The organism is Oceanobacillus limi, from assembly GCF_900111445.1.
In the GTDB taxonomy this organism is placed as follows: Bacteria; Bacillota; Bacilli; order Bacillales; family Amphibacillaceae; genus Ornithinibacillus; species Ornithinibacillus limi.
In genome coordinates, this window is record NZ_FOHE01000024.1 from 21,791 (window position 1) to 42,809 (window position 21,019).

General features: G+C 36.8%; 16 protein-coding genes, 2 tRNA genes and 1 other annotated feature. Of the genes, 3 read left to right on the forward strand and 15 right to left on the reverse strand.

The genetic code is table 11. The annotated features are described in order from the left end of the window. Nucleotides 1–106: 106 nt before the first annotated feature. From acsA to BMX40_RS17755, 3 genes are all read right to left on the reverse strand, one after another. Entirely contained in the window at nt 107–1,822 is a 1,716-nt protein-coding gene (acsA, locus tag BMX40_RS17745; RefSeq protein ID WP_090872465.1) for an acetate--CoA ligase, read from the reverse strand. Nucleotides 1,823–2,014: 192 nt separating this feature from the next. Beyond that, a complete protein-coding gene (locus BMX40_RS17750; RefSeq protein WP_090872467.1) occupies nt 2,015–3,238 on the reverse strand; it encodes a dicarboxylate/amino acid:cation symporter in 1,224 nt (407 codons plus the stop codon). 94 nt (nt 3,239–3,332) lie between these two features. Beyond that, nucleotides 3,333–3,408 (reverse strand) — tRNA-Arg (locus BMX40_RS17755). A 200-nt stretch (nt 3,409–3,608) separates the two neighbouring features. Between BMX40_RS17755 and BMX40_RS17760 the strand changes: the two genes are divergently transcribed. Both BMX40_RS17760 and BMX40_RS17765 read left to right on the forward strand, forming a co-directional pair. Then, nucleotides 3,609–4,253, forward strand: coding sequence for a deoxynucleoside kinase (locus tag BMX40_RS17760; RefSeq protein ID WP_090872468.1), 645 nt, complete (start codon nt 3,609–3,611; stop codon nt 4,251–4,253). 17 nt (nt 4,254–4,270) lie between these two features. After that, complete coding sequence (locus BMX40_RS17765; protein WP_090872470.1) at nt 4,271–4,954, forward strand: deoxynucleoside kinase; 684 nt, start codon at nt 4,271–4,273, stop codon at nt 4,952–4,954. A gap of 285 nt (nt 4,955–5,239) precedes the next feature. Here the strand turns inward: BMX40_RS17765 and BMX40_RS17770 are convergent. From BMX40_RS17770 to guaB, 6 genes are all read right to left on the reverse strand, one after another. After that, a tRNA-Ser gene (locus tag BMX40_RS17770) sits at nt 5,240–5,332 on the reverse strand. 124 nt (nt 5,333–5,456) lie between these two features. Further along, nucleotides 5,457–6,731 carry a serine--tRNA ligase gene (serS, locus tag BMX40_RS17775; RefSeq protein WP_090872472.1) on the reverse strand — a complete coding sequence of 425 codons (1,275 nt, stop codon included), beginning with the start codon at nt 6,729–6,731 and terminating at the stop codon, nt 5,457–5,459. 102 nt (nt 6,732–6,833) lie between these two features. Continuing rightward, nucleotides 6,834–7,065 (reverse strand) — a binding site (T-box leader). Between the two features lie 57 nt (nt 7,066–7,122). Beyond that, entirely contained in the window at nt 7,123–7,710 is a 588-nt protein-coding gene (pdxT, locus tag BMX40_RS17780) for a pyridoxal 5'-phosphate synthase glutaminase subunit PdxT (protein ID WP_090872474.1), read from the reverse strand. Between the two features lie 14 nt (nt 7,711–7,724). Beyond that, nucleotides 7,725–8,609: a pyridoxal 5'-phosphate synthase lyase subunit PdxS gene (gene pdxS, locus BMX40_RS17785; protein ID WP_170840841.1), complete on the reverse strand. Its 885-nt coding sequence runs from the start codon at nt 8,607–8,609 to the stop codon at nt 7,725–7,727. 42 nt (nt 8,610–8,651) lie between these two features. Next, a complete protein-coding gene (locus tag BMX40_RS17790; protein WP_425287869.1) occupies nt 8,652–9,986 on the reverse strand; it encodes a D-alanyl-D-alanine carboxypeptidase family protein in 1,335 nt (444 codons plus the stop codon). A 138-nt stretch (nt 9,987–10,124) separates the two neighbouring features. Continuing rightward, entirely contained in the window at nt 10,125–11,594 is a 1,470-nt protein-coding gene (guaB, locus tag BMX40_RS17795) for an IMP dehydrogenase (RefSeq protein ID WP_090872478.1), read from the reverse strand. A gap of 173 nt (nt 11,595–11,767) precedes the next feature. Between guaB and BMX40_RS17800 the strand changes: the two genes are divergently transcribed. Beyond that, nucleotides 11,768–12,727, forward strand: coding sequence for a YaaC family protein (locus tag BMX40_RS17800; RefSeq protein WP_090872480.1), 960 nt, complete (start codon nt 11,768–11,770; stop codon nt 12,725–12,727). A gap of 793 nt (nt 12,728–13,520) precedes the next feature. Here BMX40_RS17800 and BMX40_RS17805 read toward each other — a convergent pair. The 6 genes from BMX40_RS17805 to yaaA all read right to left on the reverse strand — a co-directional run bounded on the left by BMX40_RS17805 (nt 13,521) and on the right by yaaA (nt 20,972). Continuing rightward, the gene (locus BMX40_RS17805; protein ID WP_090872482.1) at nt 13,521–14,618 is read right to left on the reverse strand and encodes an HD-GYP domain-containing protein; all 1,098 of its coding nucleotides are present in this window, start codon (nt 14,616–14,618) and stop codon (nt 13,521–13,523) included. An 89-nt stretch (nt 14,619–14,707) separates the two neighbouring features. Continuing rightward, nucleotides 14,708–17,224 (reverse strand): DNA gyrase subunit A, encoded by a 2,517-nt coding sequence (gyrA, locus tag BMX40_RS17810; RefSeq protein WP_090872484.1) that lies wholly within the window; start codon nt 17,222–17,224, stop codon nt 14,708–14,710. A 97-nt stretch (nt 17,225–17,321) separates the two neighbouring features. Beyond that, on the reverse strand, nt 17,322–19,241 hold the full coding sequence (gyrB, locus tag BMX40_RS17815) for a DNA topoisomerase (ATP-hydrolyzing) subunit B (protein ID WP_170840842.1): 1,920 nt from the start codon (nt 19,239–19,241) through the stop codon (nt 17,322–17,324). A gap of 30 nt (nt 19,242–19,271) precedes the next feature. Further along, nucleotides 19,272–19,550, reverse strand: a complete 279-nt coding sequence (remB, locus tag BMX40_RS17820) for an extracellular matrix regulator RemB (protein ID WP_090872488.1) — start codon at nt 19,548–19,550, stop codon at nt 19,272–19,274. Between the two features lie 2 nt (nt 19,551–19,552). Then, complete coding sequence (gene recF, locus BMX40_RS17825; RefSeq protein WP_090872490.1) at nt 19,553–20,674, reverse strand: DNA replication/repair protein RecF; 1,122 nt, start codon at nt 20,672–20,674, stop codon at nt 19,553–19,555. 76 nt (nt 20,675–20,750) lie between these two features. Further along, complete coding sequence (gene yaaA, locus BMX40_RS17830; protein WP_090872492.1) at nt 20,751–20,972, reverse strand: S4 domain-containing protein YaaA; 222 nt, start codon at nt 20,970–20,972, stop codon at nt 20,751–20,753. Between the last annotated feature and the right edge of the window lie 47 nt (nt 20,973–21,019).

A 21,019-nucleotide genomic window follows, 5' to 3' on the forward strand; every position in this document is an offset into this window, starting at 1 on the left:
ATATAAGTTTCGCTCATAAGCCAAAATTATCCTTCATTTCATCACTGCACTCACATTACATTGCATATAAAAACCGTTGATCTTATTGGATCAACGGTTTTTAACTTTATTCTTCCAATGTAGATGTATCACCAGTTGGCAATCCCAATTCCCATGATTTTAACAAGCGACGCATGATTTTACCACTTCGTGTCTTTGGAATAGAGTCTTTCACTTCCAACTCCCGTGGAGCAGCATGTGCACTTAACCCCGTTTTTACAAATTGACGTATTTCCTCAAGTAATTCAGGAGATTCTGTATATCCATCATTTAGTGTGATAAATGCCTTTATAATTTCACCACGCTCTGGGTGGGGTTTTCCAATGACACCCGCTTCTGCAACAGCTTCATGCTCGATTAATTTACTTTCTACTTCAAATGGTCCAACACGCTCCCCAGATGTATTGATCACATCATCTAGACGACCTTGGAACCAGAAGTATCCATCTTCATCTCGATATGCACTATCTCCTGAGACATACCAGCCATTTACAAAATAACTTTCATATTTACTTGGGTTATTCCAAACGGCACGCATCATAGATGGCCATCCTGCTTTAATGGCAAGATTCCCCATTTGGTTTGGTGGAATTTCATTTCCTTCATTATCAACGATGGATGCCTCAATTCCTGGAATTGGTTTTCCCATCGAGCCTGGTCGTATTTCCTCAGAAGGGATATTGACAATTAGCTGTGCCCCAGTTTCTGTCATCCACCATGTATCATGAATTCGTAAATCAAATGCCTTTAATCCCCATGTAATAACTTCTGGATTCAATGGTTCCCCAACACTCATAATGTGACGAAGAGAGGATAGATCATACTTTTTCACCAGCTCTTCTCCAGCACTTACTAGCATTCTTAGCGCTGTAGGAGCAGTATACCAAACGGTCACCTTTTCTCTTTCTAATGTTTGATACCAATCTTCCGGAGTAAAACGTCCTCCTCGAATCACATTGGTAACACCGTGTAACCATGGGGCAAAAATTCCATAACTCGTTCCTGTTACCCAACCTGGATCAGCTGTGCACCAATATACATCATCTTCTTTTAGATCAAGAACCCAATCACCAGTCGCGTAATGTTGAATCATTGCATTGTGGACATGATAAACACCTTTTGGCTTACCTGTTGACCCTGATGTATAATGAAGCAACATTCCATCCTCTAGATCGACCCATTCCATATCAAATTCTGTTGAAGCTTCTTTCATTTCAGAAAGATAATTAATATACTTATTAGAATTCTCTTTTTGTTCACCAACTAAAACAATTTTTTCTAAATTAGGAAGGTCTTCTTGTGGAACTCGTCCTAATAGTTCCGGAGTAGTAATTAACATTTTAGCTTCGCTATCCTGCAAGCGATCACGAACTGCCTGCTCCATGAAAGCTTCAAATAATGGTCCAGCAATTGCACCTATTTTCAAAATACCAAAGAAGCTAGCATAAAATTCTGGACTTCTTGGCATGAACAAGAAGACACGATCCCCTTTTTCAACATTATATTTTTTTAATACATTAGCAAACTGGTTGCTTTGTTTACGGAGTTGATCAAATGTCACCTTTTCTTCACGATCTGGTGCGGAATATAACAAAGCGACTTTATCCTTTGTTGCAGCATTTTCTGCATGGCGGTCAATGGCCTCATAAGCAATGTTTACTTTTCCAGTCGTATTCCAACTAAATTTCTCTTTCACTTCATCCCAAGTAAAAGATTCACGCATCTTTTCATAGTTTTTTAGATTATGATTTCCTTCCCTTGCAGGTATACGTTGCATATCCATCCTATCACCTCATCTTGAAAATTTGGAACCGATTACATTTGGTATTTTACGAAATGTTAAAATTATTAGCTAATTTATATTTTAGAACATTCTATGACATTTTTAAAGTGTTTAAAACCAAACGAGCAAAAAATTAATAAAAGTAAAAGAAACAGCTACGTTTTTCGTAACTGTTTCTTTTACGTAAATCTATTATGCTTTTCTTGCTTCTTTTCTTTTCTCACCTTCTGAGATGATATAAGCACATGCCGCATCACCAGTTAAGTTAAGGGATGTACGTAACATATCAAGAAGACGATCAACCCCTATAATTAGTGCAATCCCTTCAACCGGTAATCCAACCTGATTTAATACCATGGCCAGCATAATTAATCCGACACCAGGAACACCCGCAGTCCCGATACTTGCTAGGGTAGCTGTTAAAATTACCATTAATAATTCATTTAACCCAAGTGGTATTCCATATACTTGAGAAATAAATACAGTAGCAACAGCCTGCATGATTGCCGTACCATCCATATTAATCGTTGCTCCTAATGGCTGGACAAAACTACTAACTGATTTTTTCACCCCAAGTTTTTCCTGGGCTACTTTCATTGCAATTGGTAATGTAGCACTTGAACTAGATGTACTAAACCCAACAGACATTGCTGGGAAAAACTGTTTATAAAAGTTTATTGGACTAGCTTTTCCTAATCCCCAAATAGCCAGGCTATATGTGATCAATCCGTGTAAAATAAGTGCTAAAATGACACCGATCATGTACATTGCCATGTCTCCAAGTCCATTTAGGCCTGCCCCGCCGATTGCAGATGCGATTAAAGCAAAGGCTCCATATGGTGCAGTTCGCATAATCAGGTTAACTAAATACATTAGAATTTCATTGGCTTGTTCAAAAAGTCGATGGATACCACTTGTTTTTTCTCCTAATGCAGCTAATGATAATCCAATAAAAATTGAAAAAGCAATAATTTGTAACATATCCCCATTAGACATTGCATCTAGTGGATTTGTTGGAATGATATTAATTAACGTTTCTGTAATTGGTGGTGCAACTTGCTCCTCATAATTTCTTTCACCTGTTTCAAATACCCCTTCTTCACCAGGGTGTAATATGTATCCGACACCAAGGCCAATTACTAGAGCAATTGCTGTAGTAACAAGATAGAAAGAAATGGTTTGTACGCCAATTTTTCCAAGTTTGGCTGGTTCACCTAACCCAGCAGTACCTAAAACAATAGACACAAACACAATTGGTACAACAATCATCATAATTAGATTTAAAAATAATTGACCAATGGGGCTCAGCACATAATTATCAATTGCGGAGAATATATTGGCCGGGGCAAAGCTTAAACCAAATCCGACAATAACACCTAGAATTAAAGCTATAATTATTTTTTTCGTTAAGTTCATATAATTGCTCCCTTCTTGTTGAATAATTCCTTAAAGAATAATTGGTTGGAAAAGCAGGATGGAAAATAAATACGCATTTCTTAAAGTGATGGGATGGCGCCCCCGGCAGGATTCGAACCTGCGGCACACGGTTTAGGAAACCGATGCTCTATCCCCTGAGCTACGGGGGCAGTTGCTATGGAAATGACATTCTCTATTATACAAAATCAAGTTGCTAAAGAAAAGTGTGACGAATTTTTCCATTTTAGTAGATCAATACTAGGATAGAATTGAACGCTCGTAGAAGATATGAATAAGGTATAGAACCTAATGTTCTTATATGGTAAAATTAATAAATATCTGTCGAGTTATATTGATAGGGGGAGAAGATATGACAGAAATCCCTTTTATTGCAATAGAAGGACCAATCGGTATTGGAAAAACATCACTTGCTAAAAAACTTTCCAATCACTTTAATTTTCACCTTTTAAAAGAAATTGTTGAAGAAAACCCGTTTCTAGGAAAGTTTTATGATGATATAGAAGAGTGGAGCTTCCAAACAGAAATGTTTTTCTTGTGCAATCGATTTAAGCAGTTAGAAGATATAGAAAAGAAGTATCTAACAAAAAAGAAAGCAGTCGTTGCTGATTACCATATATCTAAAAATATGATTTTTGCCAAACGAACGTTACAAGCAGATAAGTTTGATAAGTATGAGCAAATATATCATATCTTAACAGAAGATATGCCAGTACCAAATATGATGATTTATTTACATGCTAGTTTGGATACAATTTTGGAGCGTATTCAAATGAGAGGTCGAGAAATTGAGCAAAATATAAAATCATCCTATCTAGCACAATTAGCTGCTGATTATGAGGCATATATGAACGAATTTGAAGTATTACATCCAGATATTCCTGTTATACGAATAAATGGAGACGAAATGGATTTTGTAAAAAGACAGGATGACCTAGAGTCCATCATCAACACCGTTCATCAGCGCCTAACTAACCACATAGCTATTTCTAAATAAAAAAGGGGAATAACGTAATGAATTTAAGAGAAAAGTATCAAATCCCAAATGACAGTATTATTACGATTGCCGGTACTGTTGGAGTAGGGAAGTCAACCATGACAAATGCATTAGCTGATGCGTTAAACTTTAAAACTTCTTTCGAAAAGGTAGATACAAATCCCTATCTTGAAAAGTTTTATGCTGATTTTGAACGATGGAGCTTTCATTTGCAAGTATATTTCTTAGCTGAACGATTTAAAGAGCAGAAAAAGATTTTTGAATATGGTGGAGGATTTATTCAAGATCGTTCGATTTATGAGGATACAGGAATTTTTGCCAAAATGCATTTTGATAACGGAACGATGTCTGAAACGGATTATGAAACGTATAAAAATCTTTTCGATGCAATGGTAATGACACCTTATTTTCCGCATCCTGATTTGTTAATTTATTTAGAAGGATCCTTTGAGGAAGTACTGAAACGTATTCAAGAACGCGGGAGAGAAATGGAAAAAAGCACACCGATTAGCTATTGGGAAGAAATGTACACTCGCTATGAAAACTGGATTAATAATTTCAATGCTTGTCCGATATTACGCATTAATATATCTGATTATGATTTAATGAAAGAAGATAGTTCAATCGAGCCAATCCTTGAAAAAATAGGCCATTTCATCCAACAGTCACGTCGTTGGGAAACAAGAGAATTAATCAAGTAAAAAAAGAGTTCCAACAATTGAAGTTGGAACTCTTTTTTCTATGTGCCTAGGATTTCTATTCTTGATCCCGCAATACTCCTAGTAAATTCCTCTAACAATCCGTGGGAGTTGAAAAAGATTACTGATTTATATGAGTGAATAACCGGGCCCGAGCAAAAGTGTATTTACTTTTCTTTCTCTTAACGGAATTCCTCATAAGCCAAAAATTTAACAATAATAAATAAAGCCGCTACAAAAGTAACGGCTTTATTCTATCTCCAAAATTTTATGCGCTATTATTATAAATGGAGGAGGTAGAGGGATTCGAACCCCCGCGGGCTTTGACACCCCTGTCGGTTTTCAAGACCGATCCCTTCAGCCAGACTTGGGTATACCTCCGTAACAACAATAATTAATATACAGCATATTAAATAACATGTCAACGCATAGAAAAAATGAAATAAATTTCTGATAATAAAGAGGAACTAGAACTCTATAGGAATGAGCTCTAGTTCCATATTATTTACTGAATAACTTCTTTTCCACCCATATATGGACGTAAAACATCAGGAATAATAACTGAACCATCTTCCTGTTGATAGTTTTCCAATATAGCAGCTACAGTACGACCGATAGCAAGCCCTGATCCATTAAGAGTATGGACAAATTCTGGTTTTCCATTTGCATCTCTTCTAAAACGGATTCCTGCACGTCTAGCCTGGAAGTCCTCAAAATTAGAACAAGAAGAAATCTCACGGTACGTATTTTGACTAGGAATCCACACTTCAATATCATACTTTTTCGCTGCAGTGAAGCCTAAATCACCCGTACACATACTCATCACACGATAAGGTAATTTTAATAGCTGTAGTACTTTCTCCGCATTGCCTGTAAGTGTTTCGAGCGTTTCATAAGAATCCTCTGGTTTTGCAAAGTGAACTAACTCTACTTTATTAAATTGATGTTGACGAATTAATCCTCGTGTATCTCTACCTGCAGAACCTGCTTCTGAACGAAAGCAGCCACTGAAAGCAACATACTTTTTCGGTAAATCATCAATTGATAATATTTCTTCTCGGTGGTAATTTGTTACTGGAACTTCAGCTGTAGGTGCCATAAAATAATCCCAGCCTTCCAGTTTAAATGCATCTTCTTCAAATTTTGGAAGTTGGCCAGTACCTGTCATGCTTGTACGATTGATCATATAAGGGGGAAGCATTTCTTCATACCCGTGCTCATCTGAATGTAAATCCATCATAAAGTTCCATAAAGCACGTTCTAAACGAGCTCCTAATCCTTTATAGAAAACAAAACGGCTACCTGTTACTTTACCAGCTCGCTCAAAATCCACGATGTCTAGGTTTGTAGCAATATCCCAATGTGCTTGGGCTTCGTAGTTGAATTCTGGAAGTTCACCCCATTTACGTGCTTCAACATTATCCTCTTCATCTTCTCCTACAGGAACACTCTCATGAGGAATATTTGGAATAGAGAGCATGATTGTTTCAAGATCCTCTTCAATTCCTTTTAATTCATCATCCAATGTTTTTATCTGTTCCCCAACTTCTCGCATTTCTTTAATAGCTGGTTCCGCATCCTTTTTCTCTTTTTTCAAAACAGATATTTGTTTAGAGGCCTCATTACGTTTTGCCTTTAAGCTTTCCGTTTCATTAATTAATTCACGTCTTCTTTCATCTAATTCTCCAAAACGATCTAGCTCAGATAAATCCTCACCACGATGTTTTAACTTCTCTTTTACCTCTTCAAAATTCGTACGTAGAAATTTCATATCTAACATAACAAATTCCTCCTTATTTTTTAGTTTATTTATGACGCTAGGTTCTAGAGCTCTAGAGCGTGAATTCTAAGAACAATAAAACGCAAAAAACTCCCGCCCCAAAATAGGGACGAGAGTTATAGTTCCCGCGTTGCCACCCTTCTTGAAGAGAAAGCTCTTCCGGCTCTTCGCTTATAACGGCGCGATACCGGGTTTATTTACTATTAGAGAAGTAACTCTATGTTCCATAAACCAGTTCAAGGATGGATTCATAGTAAGCTTCCATCGATTCCCACCTACCATCGACTCTCTGCAAGAAAAGCTTACCATTACTATTTCCTATCAATACTTTTATTCGACCTGCTTCAGTTATTCAATACATTTATTATGGTATATCATAGCCAAATTATGATTAAGATGCAAGTGATTGTTTCGATTTATTTACCATTTCAACAAAATATTCAATAATCCGATTATCATCCGTTAATTCTGGATGAAAAGCGGTACAAAGATAATGTCCTTGTTGTGCTGCAACAATTCGACCATCATATGTCGCTAGTTCTTCTACGTCTGTTCCCACTTCTACAATATATGGTGCACGAATAAATACTGCGTTAAAGTCTTCTGCAACATAGTTTATTTCTAAATCAACTTCAAAGCTGGCAACCTGACGACCAAATGCATTTCTAGCTACTTTCATATCCATTAAGCCTAAATGGGCATTTTCACCGTCAATTTCATTTGCCATTAAAATTAACCCAGCGCAAGTTCCAAATACAGGCTTACCTTGTTTGCCAAACTCTTGTAAAGCAGTTAGAAAGCCATAACTATCAATTAATCGACGCATGGTTGTACTTTCGCCACCAGGTAATATAATGCCATCAATCTCTTCCAGCTGTTCGACATGCTTTATCTCAATTGCATATACCCCACAATCCTGAATAGAACGAATATGTTCACGAACAGCACCTTGTAGAGCTAGGACACCAATTGTATTCATACAAATCCCTCTTTCTACTCACTACGGTCTTGCATACGATCACTTGCTGCTAGAGTACTCATTTCAAGACCTTTCATTGCTGTGCCAAGATCTTTGGATAGCTCAGCAATTAATTTATAATCTGTATAATGAGTGGTTGCTTCTACAATCGATTTAGCAAATTTCTCTGGATTGTCTGATTTAAAGATACCAGATCCTACAAATACGCCGTCTGCCCCTAATTCCATCATTAAAGCTGCATCAGAAGGGGTTGCAATTCCACCAGCAGCAAAGTTAACTACTGGTAAGCGGCCTTCTTCACGAATTTGTAGTAATAATTCAAATGGAGCTCCAATTTCTTTAGCATATGTCATGACTTCATCTCTAGACATTCCTGTTACTTTACGAATTTCCGACTGTACCTGACGCATATGACGTACTGCTTCTACAATATTACCAGTACCCGGTTCTCCTTTAGTCCGTAACATCGAAGCTCCCTCTCCTATACGACGAGCCGCTTCTCCTAAATTACGACAACCACAAACAAATGGTACGGTGTAATCTGATTTATTTAAGTGATAGACATCATCAGCGGGTGTAAGTACTTCACTTTCATCAATATAATCTACACCCATTGCTTCTAATACTCGCGCTTCTACAATATGACCAATACGCGCTTTCGCCATTACAGGAATAGAAACTGCATTCATCACTTCTTCTGTAATTGTAGGATCTGCCATACGTGCAACACCACCTGCTGCACGGATATCAGAAGGAACGCGCTCTAATGCCATTACTGCTACTGCCCCAGCAGCTTCTGCTACTTTTGCTTGTTCCGCATTAACAACGTCCATAATAACGCCGCCTTTTTGCATTTCTGCCATTCCTCGTTTTACCCGTTCTGTACCTCTATTTGCCATAATACTCCTCCTATGTGTTTTGTTTCTATTACTGTAAAGTTCCTAGAACCAACCTTTAACCGTATCGACAATCGAAGAGAAAATACCACTAAAGAAATTACCGACCGCCCCTAAAGCAAGCATAAACCAATTAGATTTTTCAACTGTTTCATTTGTAACTAAATCAACTGTATCGCTAGCTTGTTCTTCAAGATATCCAAAATCTTCTCCACCAGTGTAAACAAGCTCTGCCGTTCCGATTTTTGTACCTTGTTCAATAGGAGCAACTAATTCCCCATCTTCATTCAACTTATCCTCATCAATGTGATAATTAATAGAATACAATTCTTCCTCCCCATTTTTAATAGGAAGTGAAATGCTATTACTAATTGAAATATCTACACTATCTTCCTTACCTTTTGCAACTGGAAGTGTTGATTCATCTTCTAGTTGATACCCCTCCGCAAAGAGCTCAACGGTTTGGAAATGGTCAAAGCCATAATCCATTAAGTCTGCTGTTTGTTCAAAGCGTTGGCTTTCAGATTGGGCTCCCATCACAACAGAAATCAATCTTTTTCCTTCTCTTTCAGCTGTTCCAGTGAACATGTATCCTCTTTCACCACCGGTATTTCCGGTTTTCAATCCATCAATACCCTCGTAATAAAACTGTCCTAAATTTGCTCCTTCATGAGGTAGCATCCAATTCCAATTTCGAATAGTTTGTCCATAAAACTCAGTCTCGGGAACACTTGAAAAATCAAGTACCTCCGACTGGTCACTTAGTAGTCGATAAGCTAATAACGCAGTCGATCTTGCTGACATTTGGTTCACACCATCTGGATCTGTTCCTTCTGGATAATTTTCACCTAGGTAATCATTGGTTAATCCAGTAGAATTAACGAAATGAGCATCTGGAAGTCCCATTTCCTCCGCTTTTTGATTCATCATTTTAACAAATTCACCTTCTGAACCAGCTAATTGCTCCAGTTCAGCTAATGCAATGGTTGCTGCATTATCTGAGTTAATAGCCATTGCTTTATATAACTCACGAAGCTGAAAATCTTTACTTTGCTGTAAACCAACACCAGAAGAAGTGTTATATTTTGATATTTCATAGGCATAATCACTTATCCATGTTGTCATTTCCCAGCTGATTTCGCCTGAATTTATTGCTTCTAAAATCAGATACTCTGTCATCATCTTAGTCATACTAGCTGGATCAAGGGCTTCATCAATATTTTTACCGTATAGAATCTTTCCTGTCTCAAAATCGACCAATATAGCAGCTTCCGCATCGATATCTATTTCCGCTGCTTTTGTCGATAATGGTTGTGTAAAAACCATTAATCCCAAAGCAATTACTGTTAATACTGTTAAGAAGAATTTGGAATTTTTCACTTTTCTTTACCTCCACCTTATCCATATCTAAACTAGTATACTTATGTATACACCTTTGTTATTTTATCACAAAACAGAATAAAAAAATAGACAGGGAAAAATCCCTATCTATGTCTCTGTCTAAGAAAGTACTCCTAATTACACGGAGTAATTTGGCGCTTCCTTCGTAATCTGTACATCATGTGGATGACTTTCTCGTAACCCTGCATTTGTAATTCGTACAAAACGAGCATCATTTCGTAATGCATCAATGGTGGCAGTACCACAATACCCCATTCCTGAACGTAAACCACCAATTAATTGATGAAATGTATCTGCTAACGGTCCTTTATAAGCAACTCTACCTTCAATTCCCTCTGGTACTAGTTTCTTTGTTTCTTCCGAGTCTTGGAAATAACGATCTTTAGAACCAGCTTTCATTGCCCCTACAGAACCCATTCCACGATAAACTTTGTAACGACGACCTTGATAGATTTCTGTTTCACCAGGGCTTTCCGATACACCTGCAAAAATACTTCCGAGCATTACAGCATGAGCACCCGCTGCAATTGCCTTAACAATATCACCTGAGTATTTAATTCCTCCATCTGCAATGACAGGGACACCATAAGCTGCAGCTGCTTTTGCACAATCATTGACAGCAGTAATTTGTGGAACTCCTACACCTGCAACCACACGCGTTGTACAAATGGATCCTGGTCCAATTCCCACTTTTATAATCGTAGCACCTGCTTCAATTAATGCTTTTGTTGCTTCTTCTGTCGCTACATTTCCAGCAATTATATCTAGTTCAGGGTATTTCGCTCGAACCCGCTTCACTTGTTCTAATACCCCTTTGGAATGACCATGAGCAGTATCAATGACAATAACATCCACACCGACTTCTACTAATTTTTCAATTCGTTTCATTGCATCGCCTGTAACACCAACGGCTGCCCCAACTAATAATCGACCATGTGCATCCTTTGCTGCATTTGGAAATTCGATCACTTTTTCAATATCTTTTATGGTAATTAGCCCTTTTAATACACCATCTTGATCAACAAGAGGTAGTTTTTCAATTTTATACTGTTGAAGTAATTTTTCCGCTTCGTCTAATGTAGTCCCAACTGGTGCAGTTACAAGGTTTTCACTTGTCATAACTTCTGAAATAGCAATGGAATAATCCTGAATAAAACGTAAATCACGATTCGTAATAATACCTACTAGCTTTTGATCATGAATAGAATTTACAATTGGCACACCCGAAATACGAAATTTCCCCATAAGATGCTCTGCATCAAAAACTTGATGCTCCGGTGTTAGAAAGAATGGATTCGTAATAACACCGCTCTCTGAACGTTTTACACGATCCACTTCTTCAGCTTGCTGTTCAATTGACATGTTTTTATGAATAACTCCTAAACCACCATGACGCGCCATAGCAATTGCCATAGAAGCTTCAGTAACAGTATCCATTCCCGCACTAATTAAAGGTGAATTCAACGTAATGTTTTGGCTCAAAGTCGTACGAACTTGAACATCCCTTGGTAAAACCTCTGATTCATCCGGCAATAATAACACATCATCAAATGTTAATCCTTCTTTGGTAAACTTGTCCTCACGCATTGTAATCCTCCTCATTTCTTAGGTATATTATTAGACTTTGATGAAAAAACTATATAGGTATATCTATTGTTATTTAGAATACGTGAACACCAATTGTTTTTCAATATGTCTTTCCTGGAAATAAGAAGTAAATAGATTCTAAATTTTTGTAATAATTTCTAAGGGGAGTTTTGATGTTACACAAGGAAATTGATTCATTATATGTGTATTTGCAATCCCAACAAACCGCACAGAAGTATTTATTTGAATGTTATAAAAATATTGATGGCATCGATGCAGAAACCAAAAGCTATCAAAACTGTAATGTATTTATGTATTATTTAGATCATGGTATTCAATTTTATGAATCAGGCAAAAAGTTAGATCCATTGATGCAGCCAATCTTATATTTTTATGGAATGGTTCATCTAATAAAAGGTCTCCTTTTAACCAAACGACCAAACTACCCAGAATCTACTACTGTCTTAGCTCATGGAGTATCTGCTCGAAAAAGAAAAAAGAAAAACTATACATTTATTGAAGATGAAGTAAAAGTACAGCATAATGGATTATTTCCGTATCTTTCTGAGCATTTATACTCCATTAAAAGAATGCCATTTGAAAAAATTACAATGAAGGGATTGTTAAGTTTAATACCTGAGCTATCCCATCTATTTCAATTTCAGCAACAACAGAAATTAGTAAAAGTTGGCCATGTTAATAGCGACTCACTAATCTTTTCTAAAAATCTTTTAGATACATACCATCTCACTGAAAGAGCTTTTATTGAGCGCATAAAGCCCTATCTTCCTAACATAGATGGAGTAAATTCGGAGTCACTACATGTACAAGTAAATCTATCTTCACCTTTTATCGACACAGTTGGACCATTTTTCATCCATCAAGACCAATCTATTTATTTTCCAACTGAACGTGAAAATTTTATATCGATAACAGAGGTGATGGTTCATTATTTACTCTTATATAACTTAAGCATGCTGAGTAGGTATGAAGCAGAATGGTGGGGGGACCTACTTCATTTAAAGTCGGAAGCGGATTATCCATTTATTTACGAGTTTCTGAAGGTTACCTCAAACAAAATACCGTACCTTATTGGAAGTGAACTATACCAATCGTATGACTTTTCATCATAAATAGTAGAGGCAATGGAAATCCCTTGCCCCCATTGTAAGAGCCGTTAAGCATAGGAATCTTCTTGAGTGTTACTAACTTTATGATATTAATTCATAAATGATGTATAATGCGACATAAATTGAAATGATGTATTGATGCTATTACACCGCTTCGGAAACACATTTCGCTTTCCGCGGGCGGCTGGTGAGCCTCCTCGTGCAAAACATGTGCGTCTGCGTCTGCAAGTAATGCTTCGAAGTATTATTCCTCGACGCAAGGGAGCAAAGAAGAATTATTCAAGTAGTACCCTCACTGTGGGGTCTCACCGATGCCTTTCCTCCCGCTGGAGTCTTCATGTGTTTCCTACGCTAGTTATTGCATTCAGTTTTTAATAGCACTTTTCTCTAATTAAATATTTGGTATAAAAGAACTTCATCAGCGGAGGCAGAATGCGTAGACTCCAGCGGGAACAGCACGTGTCCGAAGACCCCGTACAGATGCGCCTACGTCTACTAGTAACTCTTAGAAGCAAATTCCTCGGCGCAAGGGAACAAAGAAGCATATTCAAGTAGTACCCTGGCTGAGGCCGTGCCCGCGGAAAGCGTAGCATTCTGCCGTAGCGGTATTTTAAAACTACATCCATTAGTAATGGAAAGTCGAAACAAAATGTTACGTCACATAATATGTAAATACTGCAACTAGATTATGAAATAATCCAAAATAAAAATCCGATGTTGATTCAAATTCTTATTGCAATTGAATCAATATCGGATTTGTTTGGATAGACACTTATCTAATTCTCATTATGTTTTATTAGATGATTTCCTGAATATAAATATCTTTATGCTCCATTAACGGAATGACTGCATCGTTCTCTTCTATCCGAACAATTGGTCGTGTGGGATGTTTCGGGTCCATGAATACAACCTCACCTTTTTTATCATTCGATAAACGTACTTTTGTCCCAATCGTAAAATTAGAAATAGAATTAATAAATGCTTGGACAACAAATAGATCTAGTTTTGTATATTGTTCTTTTTGCAACTCCTCAATGACACGAAAAGGTGATTGCTTTTCTTTATATAAACGATCACTAGTCATTGCATGATAAATATCACAAACAGCTACAACTTTTGCATAATCATGAATTTTCCCATTGGATAACCCAAGAGGATAACCACTTCCATCGATCCGTTCATGATGTTGCAAAACTGCTAATTTTATTCCAAGTGATACAGACGGATTCTTCTCCAATAATCTGTAAGAGTATGTTGGATGTTTTATCATTTCCATTCTTTCTTCTTGGTTAAAAGCACCTTTCTTTTCTAGCAAAAATGGATGAATTCTTGACATTCCTGCATCAGCTAATAAACCAGCTAAGCCTATCTGAATCCATTCTCCCTTATCATAACCCATTTTTTTTGCTAAAAATCCAGAAAGAAGTGAAACAGAAACACTGTGGTGATAAAAATAATCCCTTTTGTTTGTGAAATGATGCAATGAATGAATTCTAGTACGTACGTTATCCATTCGATCCATTAATGGTAAGATTAAATTTCTTACTTCTACCATATCAATTGGAACATTATTACGCCATGCATTAAATAAGGTCTGATAGTATTTTACGACATAAAAGTAGTGATCCTTAAACGATAAACTAGTTACATCTACTTCTTTACCTATATTTTCTTGTGATTGATTTTCACTTACCTCTTCTGGGTTTGGTTTAAACACTTTCCCATCATGTAATTTTTCAGAGACTTCAACTGCTTCTACTAAAAATTTATGTAAAACCGTAATATGTTCTTCTGTTAATACAGTCTTCTTTGGAATAATTGGTCGGCTAACCTTTCCACTAACATCCCTTAGTAAAACACAACCTGGAATTAATTGTGAAGGATGAACTCGCATATGTATCCCCCTTTATTTGAAACCCTGATATAAGAAAGGTGACTTAGGAAGAAAACCATTATTTCTTTTACCAAGTCACCTTACATAACTTATGCTTCTGGCTCTGTATCTATTTCTTCTGAATCTGAATTGGAATCTGAATCGGGATCCGTGGAACCTTCTTCAACTTCCTCTTCATCCTTCTCTATTTTAGCAACAGTTGCAACTTCTTCTTCTTCCTGAATCCGAATTAGTCTCACACCTTGTGTATTTCTACCAGTTTGTGAAATACCTTCAACAGGAATTCGAATTAATACTCCGGCAGCTGTAATTAACATGATATCTTCCTCACCAGTAACAGCCTTTACAGCAACTACATGACCGGTATCATCATTTAATTTACATGTAAATATACCCTTACCTCCACGTTTGGTAATCCGGTATTGGTCTTCTGGCGTACGTTTTCCAATTCCTTTATTTGTCACATGTAGGATTTGTAATCCCTCATCCAATATTTCCATGGATACAACTTCATCATCGTCACGTAAAGAAATACCACGTACACCTGAAGCAGTTCTTCCCATTGATCGAACTTGTTCTTCCGGGAAGCGAATGAGATAACCAAATTTCGTAGCTATCATAATATCCTTCGTACCATCGGTTAACCGAACGGAAATAAGTTCATCTTCTTCACGTAGGCCTAATGCAATTAATCCACCTTTTCGAATATTTGCAAACTGAGATAATTGCGTTCGTTTAGATATCCCTTGTTTCGTCGTAAAGAAGAAATACCAATCATCACTAAACTCATTTACAGAAATAACGGCATTTACCCACTCGTCTTTTTCGATCTGCAATACATTGATGATAGGGATCCCCTTTGCAGTCCGGTTAAACTCTGGTATTTCATAACCTTTAACTTTATAAACTTTTCCTTTATTCGTAAAGAATAGGATCGTTTCATGTGTTGAAGTAGAAACTAAATGTTCTACGAAATCATCATCATTCGTTCCCATTCCTTGAATACCACGACCGCCACGTTTTTGGGTACGGTACGTTGAAGAAGGTAATCGTTTTATATAACCTTGGTGTGTTAATGTAATAACGATGTTTTCTTCTGGAATTAGATCTTCATCCTCGAAGAAATCAGCACCACCAATGGTAATTTCAGTACGTCTTGGATCATTGTATTTTTCTTTGATCTCCGTTAATTCTTCTCGAATAATTTCTAACACTTTTTCTTCACTTGCTAAAATTGCTTTTAACTCAGCAATCAAATCAATTAATTCTTTATATTCATTTTCGATTTTATCTCGCTCTAAGCCAGTTAAACGTTGTAAACGCATATCTAAAATAGCCTGTGCTTGTTTTTCAGATAGATTAAAACGCTCCATCAATCCATCTCTAGCAATATCAGCTGTTTTTGAATTACGGATTAACTCAATAACTTCATCCAAGTGATCCAAAGCAATTCGTAACCCTTCTAGAATATGGGCACGCGCTTCTGCTTTTCGTAATTCAAATGCAGTTCGACGTTTTATGATTACTTTTTGATGCTCTAAATAATGTTCTAAACATTGTTTAATAGATAATACTTTTGGCTGTCCATCTACTAGTGCCAATGTATTCATTCCAAATGTCGTTTGAAGAGCAGTATATTTATAAAGATTATTTAATAAGACATTGGCATTAACGTCTCGGCGAAGTTCCATAACGATACGCATTCCATTACGATCGGACTCATCACGTAAATCTGTAATTCCATCAATTCGCTTATCACGAACCAACTCAGCAATCTTCTCAATTAACTTGGCTTTGTTTACTTGATAAGGGAGTTCTGTTACTAATATGGTAGATTTCCCATTTGCCTGTTCTTCGATATTTACTTTTGCTCGGACAGTGATGGAACCTTTTCCTGTTTCATACGCCTTACGAATTCCGCTTCTGCCAAGAATAATCCCTGCAGTAGGAAAATCAGGGCCTGGAAGATGATTTTCCATAATTTCATCAATGGTAATATCTGGATTTTCACTTACAGCAAGAACCGCATCAATGGTTTCACCTAAATTATGTGGTGGAATATTGGTTGCCATACCTACTGCGATTCCAGAAGTACCGTTTACTAATAGATTTGGAAATCGAGATGGGAAAACGATTGGTTCTCTTTCCGTACCATCATAGTTATCCATATAATCAATCGTGTCTTTATTAATATCACGCAATAACTCCATGGATATTTTAGACATTTTTGCTTCCGTGTAACGCATTGCGGCTGCAGAATCCCCATCAACAGATCCAAAGTTACCATGACCATTTACGAGCATATAGCGATAGCTAAAGTCCTGAGCCATTCGAACCATTGCTTCGTAAACTGCTGAATCTCCATGAGGGTGATATTTACCAATAACTTCCCCAACAATACGCGCAGATTTCTTATATGCTTTATCTGCATGCATACCTAAGTCATTCATTGCATATAATATTCTTCGGTGTACTGGCTTTAACCCGTCCCTAACATCTGGCAATGCTCGTGATACAATAACACTCATTGCATAGTCGAGAAACGAGGTTCTTACCTCTTGGCTAATATTAATTTCTTGAACATTTGGCCGTTCTTGATCTGCCATTAAAGAAACCTCCTTAAGAAAGTCTCAGCTTTAAGCTGAGACACAAACACGTAAATTATCTAAGCTGTCATCATTTGCTTATCTATATCATTTGAAATTAAATATCTAAATTCTTCACATACTGAGCATTTTCTTCAATAAAATTACGACGTGGTTCAACCTTATCCCCCATCAACATATCAAAGATGTGGTCTGCGTCGATTGCATCTGTCAATTCTACTTGAAGTAATGTACGATTTTCTGGATCCATCGTTGTTTCCCATAATTGTTCAGCATTCATTTCTCCTAGACCTTTGTAACGTTGCATTCCTGGCTTCGGTGCTTTTGGCAATTCTTCTAAGATTCGATCAAGCTCTTTATCATTATAAGCATAATGAACAGCTTTACCTTGTTGCACTTTATATAGAGGTGGTTGAGCAACATATACATAACCATGTTCAATTAATGGACGCATAAAACGATAGAAAAATGTTAATAGTAGAATACGAATATGAGCACCATCCACATCGGCATCCGTCATGATTACAATTTTATGGTAACGGGCTTTTGAAATATCAAAGTCTTCTCCAATCCCTGTTCCTAATGCTGTGATCATTGACCTAACTTCATTATTAGATAGTATTCGATCTAATCGTGCTTTTTCTACATTGAGAATTTTACCGCGCAATGGAAGAATTGCCTGAAAGTGACGATCTCGACCTTGCTTCGCTGAACCTCCGGCAGAGTCACCCTCAACGATATATAGTTCACTAATTCCTGCATCTTTTGATGAACAATCAGCTAATTTACCTGGTAGATTGGAAACTTCTAATGTACTTTTTCTACGTGTTAAATCACGTGCTTTTTTTGCCGCTGCTCTAGCTCGAGAAGCCATTAGACCTTTATCTACAATAATCTTAGCAACATTAGGATTCTCATAAAGAAACTTCGAGAAGTTTTCGGTAAATACAGCATCCGTTATCTGACGTACTTCACTGTTCCCTAATTTCGTCTTGGTTTGTCCTTCAAATTGCGGATCTGGATGTTTTATGGAAATAATCGCTGTCATACCTTCACGTACATCATCACCGGTCAGGTTAGGATCATTTTCTTTAAATAAGTTATTTTTACGAGCGTAATCATTGATGACACGCGTTAATCCAGTTTTAAAGCCAGATTCATGGGAACCACCTTCATACGTATGAATATTATTTGCGAAGGAATAGATATTGCTAGCAAAACCATCGTTATATTGGATGGCAACATCAACAGCGATTCCTTGGTCCTCACCTTCTGCAAAGAATGGTTCATGTAAAACTTCTTTATTTCGGTTAATATATTCTACATATTCACTGATTCCGCCTTCATAATAGAAAGAGGCTGGCTCTTCTTCGGTACGCTTATCTTCTACTGTAATTTTAATCCCTTTATTTAAAAAGGCTAATTCCCGTAAACGTTGTACGAGAACTTCCAGATCATACGTCGTGCTTTCTGTGAAAATTTCAGGGTCTGGTTTAAAATGAGTTGTTGTACCAGTAACATTCGTCTCCCCAATTACTTTAATTTCATTTTGTGGAACACCGCGTTCAAACTCTAAGAAATGAATCTTTCCATCACGATGAACGTAAACTTCTAGGTTTGTGGATAAGGCATTTACAACAGATGCACCTACTCCATGCAAACCACCGGAAACTTTATAGCCCCCGCCACCAAATTTACCTCCAGCATGCAATACTGTCATAATTACTTCTACAGCTGGTTTACCTGTCTTTTTCTGAATGTCCACTGGTATTCCACGCCCATTATCTTTTACGGTGATGCTATTATCCTTTTCTACAATAACTTGAATATGATCGCAATAACCTGCTAAAGCTTCATCAATACTGTTATCTACTATCTCCCATACCAGATGATGAAGACCTTTTTCACTTGTCGATCCAATATACATTCCAGGTCTTTTCCGAACAGCTTCTAATCCTTCTAATACCTGTATTTGGTCCGCATTATATGATTGTTCATTATTTATTATCTCTTCCATTGCAATTCCACCTACATTCCTTTTTGCGAATTATTCAAGCTCTAAATCCTCTGAATAATCATCAAGTTTACTTATCGTTGAAATCATACTTGCTCGTTTCTTTAATGTTGATACCGATAATGTACTCAAATATATTATATCACTTGTAATCACAACTGATTTAACGTCATCAGTCGGGCCTTTAATATCATTTGCTTTTTCTGTCATTAGCTCTTCCATTATGGAAGAGGAAGATACAATACTTTGATCAATTATTGTAATAATATCACTTGACCGGATTACATTATCATTTCCTATATGAATGAACATCTTTACCCCTCCACATTCTCAACAACTCCATTCATAACGCTAAATAGCTCCGCCTTGTTTAATGTTTCATGGTTAATCCCATCTACACTCGTGGTGGATACAAATGTTTGAACTTTTCCTTGAATTGTATTTAATAAATGGGATTGTCGATAATCATCGAGTTCACTCAAAACATCATCAAGAAGTAAAATTGGGTATTCACCAACTTCATTATGGATTAATTCAATTTCGGCTAATTTCATAGATAATGCAGTTGTTCGTTGCTGCCCTTGAGAACCGTACGTTTGAACATCTTTATCATTTACATAGAAAATGAGATCGTCACGATGAGGGCCTAGTAGAGTTGTTCCGCGTTCCATTTCCTTTTCTTCCATCTCTTGAAATTTATGAAGGTAGATAGATTCTATTTTCTCCTTATTTGCATCTTCTAATACTTCAATAGTAGGAGAATACCTTATTTCTAGCGTTTCTAGATCACGACTGATCCCACGATGGATTGGAGTAGCCCATTTTCGAAGAAGCTCTAAAAAGGAAAATCGTCGTTCGAGAATGATTGCAGCATGTTCCACCATTTGCTCTGTCATGACGCGTAACATCGTTCGATCTTCTGTTTTCCTATATTGCATTTGCTTCAATAAATGATTTCGTTGCTTTAAAATTTTCTGGTATTGTCCAAGATGGTAAATATAAGTTGGTTGAATTTGCCCTAATTCCATATCTATAAACCTTCTACGAATTTGCGGGGACCCTTTTACTAAAGATAAATCTTCAGGAGCAAACATAACAACATTAAGTGAACCAATATAGTCACTTAATCGTTTTTGTTCGATTCGGTTTAGTTTTGCTTTTTTTCCTTTGGTTGATATGACGATTTCAAGTGGAAATGTTCGATTCCGCTTGTTTATCCTACCTTCTATTTTAGAGAAATCTTTTTCCCATTGAATTAATTCTTTTTCTCTCGGGGTTCGATGAGATTTTGTAAAAGCTAATAAGTAGATAGCTTCCATTAGATTTGTCTTTCCTTGTGCGTTTTCTCCGATAATTACATTCACTTTATCATCAAAGGAAAGCTCCAATTGATCATAGTTACGATAATTTTTTAATTTTAGTTCTTCAATATGCATGCAAATTCCTCATTTACACGGAAAGCTTCCGTTATCAAATCGACTTAACTAATTTCGTTGAAGTGAACGAGACATACTAATCTTGTTTTACAGCTATATATGAGCCAGCACCTTCAATTACTACTACATCATTTGGATAAATTTTCCTTCCGCGTCGATGCTCACGTTCTCCATTTACGAGAACTCCTTGATCTTGCAGAAAGGACTTAACCATTCCACCTGATTCTAAAATGTTAGCTAGTTTAACAAATTGACCTAATGTAATATACTCCGTGCTTATTTCAATTTTTTCATGCATTTTTATCACCAAATTTCTTTGCATAGTGTTAAATTGTCCTATATATC

Coding starts and splice junctions, on each gene's coding strand:
- acsA (WP_090872465.1), bottom strand. CDS start 1,822: ATGGATATGCAACGTATACCTGCAAGGGAAGGAAATCATAATCTAAAA.
- BMX40_RS17750 (WP_090872467.1), bottom strand. CDS start 3,238: ATGAACTTAACGAAAAAAATAATTATAGCTTTAATTCTAGGTGTTATT.
- BMX40_RS17760 (WP_090872468.1), top strand. CDS start 3,609: ATGACAGAAATCCCTTTTATTGCAATAGAAGGACCAATCGGTATTGGA.
- BMX40_RS17765 (WP_090872470.1), top strand. CDS start 4,271: ATGAATTTAAGAGAAAAGTATCAAATCCCAAATGACAGTATTATTACG.
- serS (WP_090872472.1), bottom strand. CDS start 6,731: ATGTTAGATATGAAATTTCTACGTACGAATTTTGAAGAGGTAAAAGAG.
- pdxT (WP_090872474.1), bottom strand. CDS start 7,710: ATGAATACAATTGGTGTCCTAGCTCTACAAGGTGCTGTTCGTGAACAT.
- pdxS (WP_170840841.1), bottom strand. CDS start 8,609: ATGGCAAATAGAGGTACAGAACGGGTAAAACGAGGAATGGCAGAAATG.
- guaB (WP_090872478.1), bottom strand. CDS start 11,594: ATGCGTGAGGACAAGTTTACCAAAGAAGGATTAACATTTGATGATGTG.
- BMX40_RS17800 (WP_090872480.1), top strand. CDS start 11,768: ATGTTACACAAGGAAATTGATTCATTATATGTGTATTTGCAATCCCAA.
- BMX40_RS17805 (WP_090872482.1), bottom strand. CDS start 14,618: ATGCGAGTTCATCCTTCACAATTAATTCCAGGTTGTGTTTTACTAAGG.
- gyrA (WP_090872484.1), bottom strand. CDS start 17,224: ATGGCAGATCAAGAACGGCCAAATGTTCAAGAAATTAATATTAGCCAA.
- gyrB (WP_170840842.1), bottom strand. CDS start 19,241: ATGGAAGAGATAATAAATAATGAACAATCATATAATGCGGACCAAATA.
- remB (WP_090872488.1), bottom strand. CDS start 19,550: ATGTTCATTCATATAGGAAATGATAATGTAATCCGGTCAAGTGATATT.
- recF (WP_090872490.1), bottom strand. CDS start 20,674: ATGCATATTGAAGAACTAAAATTAAAAAATTATCGTAACTATGATCAA.
- yaaA (WP_090872492.1), bottom strand. CDS start 20,972: ATGCATGAAAAAATTGAAATAAGCACGGAGTATATTACATTAGGTCAA.